This window comes from Streptococcus sp. 400_SSPC, from assembly GCF_001072745.1.
GTDB classification, from domain to species: Bacteria; Bacillota; Bacilli; order Lactobacillales; family Streptococcaceae; genus Streptococcus; species Streptococcus xiaochunlingii.
Genome location: NZ_JVIQ01000022.1, coordinates 1 through 8145, shown reverse-complemented (window position 1 = coordinate 8145; position 8145 = coordinate 1). Strand labels below are relative to the sequence as shown.

Annotated in this window: 5 protein-coding genes and 2 pseudogenes; 1 reads left to right on the top strand and 6 read right to left on the bottom strand. The window is 46.5% G+C overall.

Features of this window, described 5'->3' with window-relative positions; all coding sequences use genetic code 11:
* Positions 1-167: 167 nt before the first annotated feature.
* A complete protein-coding gene (locus ADH49_RS04235; RefSeq protein WP_048690048.1) occupies positions 168-770 on the bottom strand; it encodes a hypothetical protein in 603 nt (200 codons plus the stop codon).
* A gap of 235 nt (positions 771-1005) precedes the next feature.
* On the opposite strand from ADH49_RS04235, the pseudogene ADH49_RS04230 reads away from it, so the two are divergent.
* Positions 1006-1392 (top strand): annotated as a pseudogene (locus ADH49_RS04230) (VIT1/CCC1 transporter family protein); the annotation flags it as partial.
* On the opposite strand, the pseudogene ADH49_RS09735 reads toward ADH49_RS04230, so the two are convergent.
* The 5 genes and pseudogenes from ADH49_RS09735 to ADH49_RS04210 all read right to left on the bottom strand — a co-directional run.
* Positions 1362-1478: pseudogene (locus ADH49_RS09735) on the bottom strand (pyrimidine dimer DNA glycosylase/endonuclease V); the annotation flags it as partial. The pseudogenes ADH49_RS04230 and ADH49_RS09735 overlap by 31 nt on opposite strands.
* On the bottom strand, positions 1479-1856 hold the full coding sequence (locus ADH49_RS04225; RefSeq protein WP_048690044.1) for a YbgA family protein: 378 nt from the start codon (positions 1854-1856) through the stop codon (positions 1479-1481).
* Positions 1857-2361: 505 nt separating this feature from the next.
* Positions 2362-4230: an ABC transporter ATP-binding protein gene (locus ADH49_RS04220; RefSeq protein ID WP_048690041.1), complete on the bottom strand. Its 1869-nt coding sequence runs from the start codon at positions 4228-4230 to the stop codon at positions 2362-2364.
* Complete coding sequence (locus ADH49_RS04215; protein WP_048690038.1) at positions 4220-5968, bottom strand: ABC transporter ATP-binding protein; 1749 nt, start codon at positions 5966-5968, stop codon at positions 4220-4222. Before ADH49_RS04215 ends, ADH49_RS04220 begins: the two co-directional genes overlap by 11 nt.
* A 252-nt stretch (positions 5969-6220) precedes the next feature.
* Positions 6221-7987 (bottom strand): glycerophosphoryl diester phosphodiesterase membrane domain-containing protein, encoded by a 1767-nt coding sequence (locus ADH49_RS04210; protein ID WP_048690033.1) that lies wholly within the window; start codon positions 7985-7987, stop codon positions 6221-6223.
* Positions 7988-8145 lie beyond the last annotated feature (158 nt).

Genomic DNA, 8145 nt, shown 5'->3' with positions numbered 1-8145 from the left:
CGCTGATTTCATCAGCTTTTACAGCCCTACTCAACTGTGCGGAGGTGGGACGACGAAATCGAACTCTAACGAATTACCGATTTCTGTCCCACTCTCTCTTTCTTTATTTCTTTTCAGATCCAATCTACAGCTGAGGAAACTGAGTCCCCACAGAGAAGACAGGGGCCTTAGCTACTCAAACCTCCAACAAACTTATAAGCAGTTACCAAAGCATTTGTCATGGTATCACGGGTTGCTTTGAAGGCCTCAATAAAGGCTGCACGGTGCTCTTCTGGGAAAAGCGTTGTATCGTCTCCAAATTGAGCAAGAGTTTCATTCAAAGAAGCCAACTCTTCATCCATCTTCTTGATACCAGGTTCCAAGGCCTTGAAATAAGATTCTTGTTCAGATTTTGGCAACTTTTCTCCCAATTCATTGGCATGCTTCTTATAATTTTCAGCTAGTTTTGCATAAAGTCCCTTGATTTCACCGATCGTTTTAGCATTTTCAATTTCTTGGTCTGTTACCAAAACAACTTCTGGAGCTGTTGCTTGAGCGCCAGATCCTGATGAAGATTGACTGGAAGAACTACTTGTATCATCCGTCAATTCAAATTTCTTTGATGAAGATGATTTCTTCTTAGATGAGGAAGACTTCTTAGAAGAAGTTTTCTCCACCTTGCTTGAAGACTTCTCTGAAGAAGCCTTTGGTTTTGCAGTTTGATTTCCCGAACATGCGACCAAGGTTAAGGCCGAGAGAAGGGTAATACCGCTTGCGACTAATTTTTTCATGGTTGACTCCTATTCATAATTCATTTATAGAATTATATCTAAAATTATTTCGATTGTCAAAGCATTATAATATCTTAGCTCCTTCTGCTGACGGTATATTTTTAAGATGAGATAAACCTCCTACCCTCTATAGTCCTTTCTTAAATTGTCGGACTTTTATCATTTAAGACAAAAGACTTGCTAAACTAATTAATTTTAATTATAATCATTCTAAATAAGAAATCAGGAGACAAGTATGACTGAAACAAAACATGGCATTGATGCTTCATTTAACGATCGCTTAAATATCTTACGAGCTGGAGTGCTCGGTGCCAATGATGGCATTATCTCCATCGCTGGAGTTGTTATCGGGGTTGCCAGTGCGACCAGCAATCTCTGGATCATCTTTCTATCTGGCCTCTCTGCGATACTAGCCGGTGCCTTCTCTATGGCGGGTGGAGAATACGTCTCTGTATCCACCCAAAAGGATACAGAAGAAGCCGCTGTCAGCCGAGAGCAAGCCCTTCTGGACCGGGATCCAAAGGCTGCCCGCGACTCCCTCTATGCAGCTTATATCCAAAATGGGGAATGCGAAACGGCTGCTCAAATCATGACCGTCGCGTGCTTCTTGCCCCAGCCATTGCCTCGAAGGGCGCAGCATTCCCGGTGTTGCCCTAGGAGCTGGGGTCGAGGGAGTTTGGGAATCAAATCTTGGTGCCACAGTCTCATCTATTGACCTCCTAGTAGTGTAGAGTCTTGCAAGTAGTGATTGGGGTAGCGCTCAAGGAGCGTTTGGATCCCCTTGATGAGATCTTCTTGGCTAACTTGCCCATGCTGGTATTTCTCAAGTAGCAGCATGAAGTCAGCCTTTTCCTCAGGAGTCGCCTGCTTTTTGAAATAGCCCCAGATATGCTGGAAGGCATTGGAGACCTGGCCACGATTTTCCGGCAAGGCCAGCGCTTGCTGGATCAAGTCCTCGACGTGACTGACCTCAACCTGGTCTTGCTTGAGGTATTCCCGGATCTCCTTGTAAATGTTGCTGGAATGACTCAGCACCAGGTATTTATTTTTCGCCCATAGGACTTGGCAGTGATGTTTTTGATCCACTCGTATCTCCTTTTGATCTTCTCTATCAATAGTCCTCCCATTATACCATGGAAATGAGTTAAGTCATAGAAAAAGTAGACCTACAAGGCCCGTTTTTCTCTCTGTTTTATTTATCAAAGGGAGGCTTTTAACTGTTCCAGCCTGAGACTAGAAAATAAAGAGGAAGGGGCTCAAAACGAATTGAACACGGGTGCGGATTGTGTAAAAAGCGCAAAATACATTATTACTATATCCAAGACAGACTAGCTGATTGAATCCTTCTCTCTCCTTTTAGCTCGGAAGAATCCTAATCAGCCTTGTGGGTGCAGGACAACGAAGCAATCCCATACAATAGTGCTTCTGTCCTGCTCCCTATTTTGACTTTATCCGCAGGCGCCCTTTGTATCTTGATTTAGTCATGGAACTTCTTCGAAGTTCGCTGACGTCCGATCTCACCTAAGGAAAGTTTCAAAGACAACATTATCCATAAGCAAAAAAGCCTGAGACCCGCTCAGACTTTTTTGTATTAATCAATTTCAAGGCCACCGGTGTAGAGGCGGTAATAAGTCCCACGTTCTGCCATCAAGGAAGCGTGGTTGCCTCGCTCGATGATGCGTCCCTTGTCCATGACCATGATCACATCCGAGTTGACGATGGTTGAGAGACGGTGGGCGATGACAAAGACAGTCCGTCCTGCCATCAGGCGATCCATCCCCTCTTGGACCATCTTCTCTGTCCGTGAGTCGATTGAGGAAGTCGCTTCATCCAGGATCAAGACTGGCGCATTGGCCAAGGCAGCACGCGCAATGGCGATCAGCTGACGTTGACCGTTGGATAGACCAGCTCCATCATCACTCAAGACGGTATCGTAACCTTGGTCCAAATGTTTGACGAAGGAATCCACATTGGCAATGCGAGCTGCTTCCAGGATTTCCTCCCGGGTCGCATCTGATCGACCATAGGCGATATTTTCTGCGATGGTTCCGGTAAAGAGGTGGGTATCCTGCAAGACGATCCCCAGCGAATGACGGAGCGAAGCCTTCTCGATCAGCTTCACATCGATACCATCATAGGTGATAGATCCTGATTGGATATCGTAGAAACGGTTGATCAAATTAGTAATGGTGGTCTTCCCTGCTCCTGTCGCACCGACAAAGGCCACTTTTTGCCCCTTGTCTGCGTAGAGGTTGATATCATAGAGGATTTGGTTTTTCTCATTGTAAGAGAAGTCTACATTGGTAAAGACGACATTTCCGACCAGTTTGACCAGTGCGTAGTCACCATTTTCCCGAGGGTGTTTCCAAGCCCAGAGGTTGGTCTTCTTATCAGTGATGACCATGCGCCCATCGACCTCTTCATAGTTGACCAAGGTGACTTTCCCTTCATCCACTTCGACTTCTTCATCCAAGAGATCAAAGATCCGATCTCCCCCAGCCAGAGCCATGAGGACAAAGTTCAACTGTTGCGATACTTGGGTGATAGGCCCATTGAAGGAACGGTTGAGCTGGAGGAAGGCCATGAGGCCACCAATGGTGAGGCCACTAATGCCATTCAAGGCGAAGATCCCTCCGACCAATGAAGTCAAGACGAAGGAGACATTTCCTAGGTTCCCCAAGATTGGCATCAAGACATTGGCATAGCGGTTGGCTTGATAGGATGATTCAAAGAGTTGGTCATTGATCCGCTCAAAGGCTTCAATGCTTTCCTCTTCGTGGACAAAGGCCTTGACCACCTTTTGACCAGCCATCATCTCTTCGATAAAGCCATTTTCAATCCCTAGGTTCTTTTGTTGATCGGCGAAATAGCGACCAGATTTACCAGAGATATCCTTGATGACATAGGCCATGACACCGACCATCGAAAGAACGAGAAGGAAAAGAAGCGGGCTAATCACAATCATGCTGACGGCTACACCGATAATCGTGATGGCAGATTGAAGGAGCTGCGGGATAGACTCCTCGATCGCTTGGCGAAGAGCGTCGATGTCATTGGTATAGATAGACATGATGTCCCCGTGTTGGTGGGTATCAAAGTACTTCACAGGGAGCTTTTGCATACGGGCAAAGAGCTGGTTCCGCAGAGAGCGTAGCGTATCCTGAGACACTGTCGCCATAATGAGGGAGAAGCCATAGTTGGCCAAAACTCCCACCACTCCAATCACAGCTAATGTCGATAAGAAAGTTAAGAGGGGGCCAAAATCCTTGCTTCCACTATCCAGCATGGGTTGGATGTATTGGTCCACCAAGGCACGGATGGAGGACGTAATATAGACCGTAGAGAGGGAGGCTGTCACGATAAGGGCAGCTGCTAAGAGAAGGACGAACTTATACTGTTTCCACATGTAGGCCAGCAAGCGCACGAGAGAGCCCCAGCCAGCTTTTTTCTTATTCTTCATCTGCTTGTCCTCCTTTCCCTTGGGTTTGCATGTCATAGACTTCACGGTAGATGGCATTGCTCTCAATCAAGTCGTGGTGAGTACCAATCGCATCGATCTTACCATCATTCATGACCACGATCCGGTCTGCATCTTGGATAGAAGAGATCCGTTGGCCAATGATGATCTTAGTTGTGTCTTTAAGACTGGTTGCCAATCCTTGCCGGATCAAACTATCGGTCTTAGTATCAACGGCCGAAGTCGAATCATCCAGGATCAAGATTTTTGGATTCATCAAGAGGGCTCGGGCGATACAAAGACGTTGACGCTGACCACCTGAGACATTGGCTCCACCACGCTCGATCATGGTATCATAGCCATCCTTAAAGTTCTGGATAAATTCATCCGCTTGAGCAATCTTACAAGCTTCCATGATTTCTTCATCCGTCGCATCCTTATTTCCCCAGCGCATATTTTCCTTGATGGTACCAGAGAAGAGGACATTGGTCTGAAGCACCATGGCAACCTGCTTACGCAAATGATCCAAATCATAGTTCCGCACATCCTGACCAGCGACCTTGACGCTACCAGACTCTACATCATAGAGACGAGGGATGAGCTGGACCAGACTAGACTTACCGGAACCAGTTCCCCCAAGGATTCCGATTACTTCACCCGAGCGAATGCTAAGGTTGATATCGGACAAGACATGGGCCTTGTCGCCATTTTCATCTTTATAGGCGAAGTCTACATGATCGAAGGTAATAGAGCCATCTGCTACTTCTGTCAGACCATTCTCAGGAGAGACGATGGTTGACTCTGTCCCAAGGACTTCATTGATCCGCTCTACAGATGCCATAGAGATGGAGAGCATGACGAAGATCATCATAAACATCATGAGAGACATGAGGATGGTCATGACGTAGGCAAACATAGACGTCAGCTCACCTGTCGTAAAGCTTCCAGCCACGATGAGTTGGGCCCCGATCCAAGAGATCAAGATAAAAGAAGCATACAAGGACAGCATCATGGCTGGACTACTCAAGATCACGATGCGAATGGCCTTCATGAACATGTTGTAGATCAAGCGAGAAGCCTTCTTAAACTTGACCGTCTCTTCTTCTTCTTTGACATAGGACTTGACCACGCGCATGTTGGTAATATTTTCCTGTATGCTGTTGTTCAAGTTATCATAGGCGTCAAAGACCTTGGTAAAGAGTGGATAGACAATCTTAGTGATCACACCCAAGACCAGCCCCAAGAAAAGGGTAATCCCGACAAAGATCATGGCCATCTGCGGATTGATCAAGTAGCTAGCAACAATGGCAAAGATCAAGTTGAGCGGTGCACGCACACAGATCCGGATGACCATCTGATAGGAGTTCTGCACATTGGTCACATCCGTCATCATCCGGGTTACCAGACCACCTGAGGAGAAGCTATCGATGTTTTCAAAGGAGAAGGTTTGGATCTTTTTGAAGATCGCCTTCCGTAGATTCTTAGCAAAACCGGCTGATGCAAAAGCCCCGTAGCGAGCCGACTGCATCCCACAGAAAAGAGAGAGAAAGGCGAAGACCAACATGAGGAGACCATAGGTCAGAACCGTGGTCATATCCCCCTTCTGAACCCCCTTGTCCAGAAGCGTCGCCATGATAAAGGGAATAGAAATCTCAAACATGACCTCAAACACCATATAGAGTGAGGCCAAAACTGAGGGTTTCTTGTATTCCTTGATTTCAGCAATCAATGACTGAAGCATAGATACCTCCTAAAATACTAGTTAGTACAGTTTTCGTCAGCATGATGTCCATTCCCAACAAAGAAAAAATCATTTGAACAGAATCAGCCATCTCTGCATGCGAAAGCTATAGAAAGAGAAAGCGCCCTGACAGCGTGACTGTAGGGACGACTTTCGTTATTTGTAATAGTTATTATAGCTTAACAATGGATAAAAATCAAACTTTTAGTCAGTCCTTACCAAATAGACTGACATTCTTCTGGAGACAAGTTCCTACTCTTCACTGGTACTGAGAGACACCAAGCTCAGGAAGCGATCAAAGTAGGTCTTATTCTTCTTCAAGTTTTTCTTCAGGCTTTGTGCCTCTGCTACTTCATCCGTGATGATCCCATCAATCGGCCGTTGAAGGTAGGCCGTTAACTTTTGCTCATCATTGATGGTCCAGACATAGAGCTCTTTTTTCATCTCATGGGCCTGGGTTACCAAATCCTCCTGATAAGAAAAGTCTTCAATCGCAAAGAAGTCGACCGAGGTGTTTTCAAATTGTCCAAACTGAATCGGAATGACATAGCCGGTCTTAATCTCCGGAGCTTTCTTCTCCACCTTTTCCATCACCGACAGATCCAAGGACATGGTTGGATAGTCCTTTTCAACTCTTAAGTCCTTCATCTTTTGGACGAAGAGATCCACGTAATTTTCTGGTTCTGCACCATGAGGCTTGAGCTCGACCAAGAGGGGCATCTTCAGCTCCTTGGCCCGGGTGACAAACTCCTCAAAGGAGGGGATGTGACTGGTGTGACCATCCTGTTGGATCTTCAATCCCTGCACCTCAGCCAGCGTCATATTTTTGACATCCTTGTCCACTCCAGCCAAGCGTTTGAGATTGTAGTCATGCATGACGACGAATTGATGGTCCTTGGTCAAGAGGATATCCATCTCGACATAGGAAGCCTTCTCCTTGGCAGCTGCCTCGAGTGCTTCGAGGGAATTTTCTACACCCTTGGCCACATAGCCACGATGGGCTACGATTTTTACCTGGTCATTGACCTCTAAGGTCGCTAAGTCATATGCTGCCATCCCTGACTGAGCCAGGAGGAAAAGAAAGGTCAGGACAAAGAGTCCCTTCATCTTGCGAGAGCCTCGAGTCTTGATGACCGAGCGACTTGGAGCCTCCCAGCCATTGTCCAGAATGATTCCCAAGGTTCCCAGTTTAGACATGACAGAAAAGAGGAAAATGTAGAGGCGGATCAAGACCAAAAAGATAGTCTGCACCCAGATATGCTGGCCCGTTTTGTCTAGCTGACTAGACGCAAAGACAAGGGCAAGGATCAAGAGAATACCCGTTACAGAGAGGATAAACTCAAAGGAGAAGATCCGCAGGATAAGGCGGATCCCACCCTTCTTAGTCATCTCCCAACTCTTGCGCATGGCAGCCCCAAAAGGAAGCTCTTCAATCACGATATTAGGTACCGTATAGATGAGACGAAGATTGAGATAGATCAGAAGCAGTTGAACTATGAAGAGACCGATGGCACCAGCGGTCGTCTTGCTAAACTCCCCTGTGATAAAGTTCGGAATATAGAGACCGTCCGTCAGAGTGGAGCCAATGAAGAGACCCGCTACAGGCAGAGTCAGAACCATATAAAAGAGAAAATGCAACAGGTTCCAACCGCTAAAATCCTTTAAGCGACCAAAAGACTGGCGAAAAACCTTTTTAAAAGAGAGGTGCTGATCCGTACGAGACAGATAGATCAGGGCGATCATGGTCCGCATCTCCAGCATAAAGAGAAAGGCGAAGACAATGGCAAAGAAAATCAATGCCACTAGACTCAATGGATTGGTCAAGGTCGTGAGGATATTGTTCTTGTCAATGTTGGACTCACCCGATAAGAGGAGGGCCAGTTGAAAGACCCAACTCAAGGCCGCAGCTCCTATACCAACCACAAACTGCAAAAGGATCCCCACAGAGATAAAGGACCATTTGTTGCGCCAGATTAAGTAAAAGGCCCCCTTCAGGTCCTGCCAATAACTCCGTTTCATCTCAATCCCTTTCCTTTCTTTCATTCCCCTAGAATAGCGGAAAAGCCTCCCCCTGTCAATGATTCCACAAGAAAAAGGCTGGGACAAAAGTCCTGGCCTCTCAATTGTCTTTAGATTGTCGAGCAAGACGCAGTGGTTGAGTGGGCTCTACTACGCTG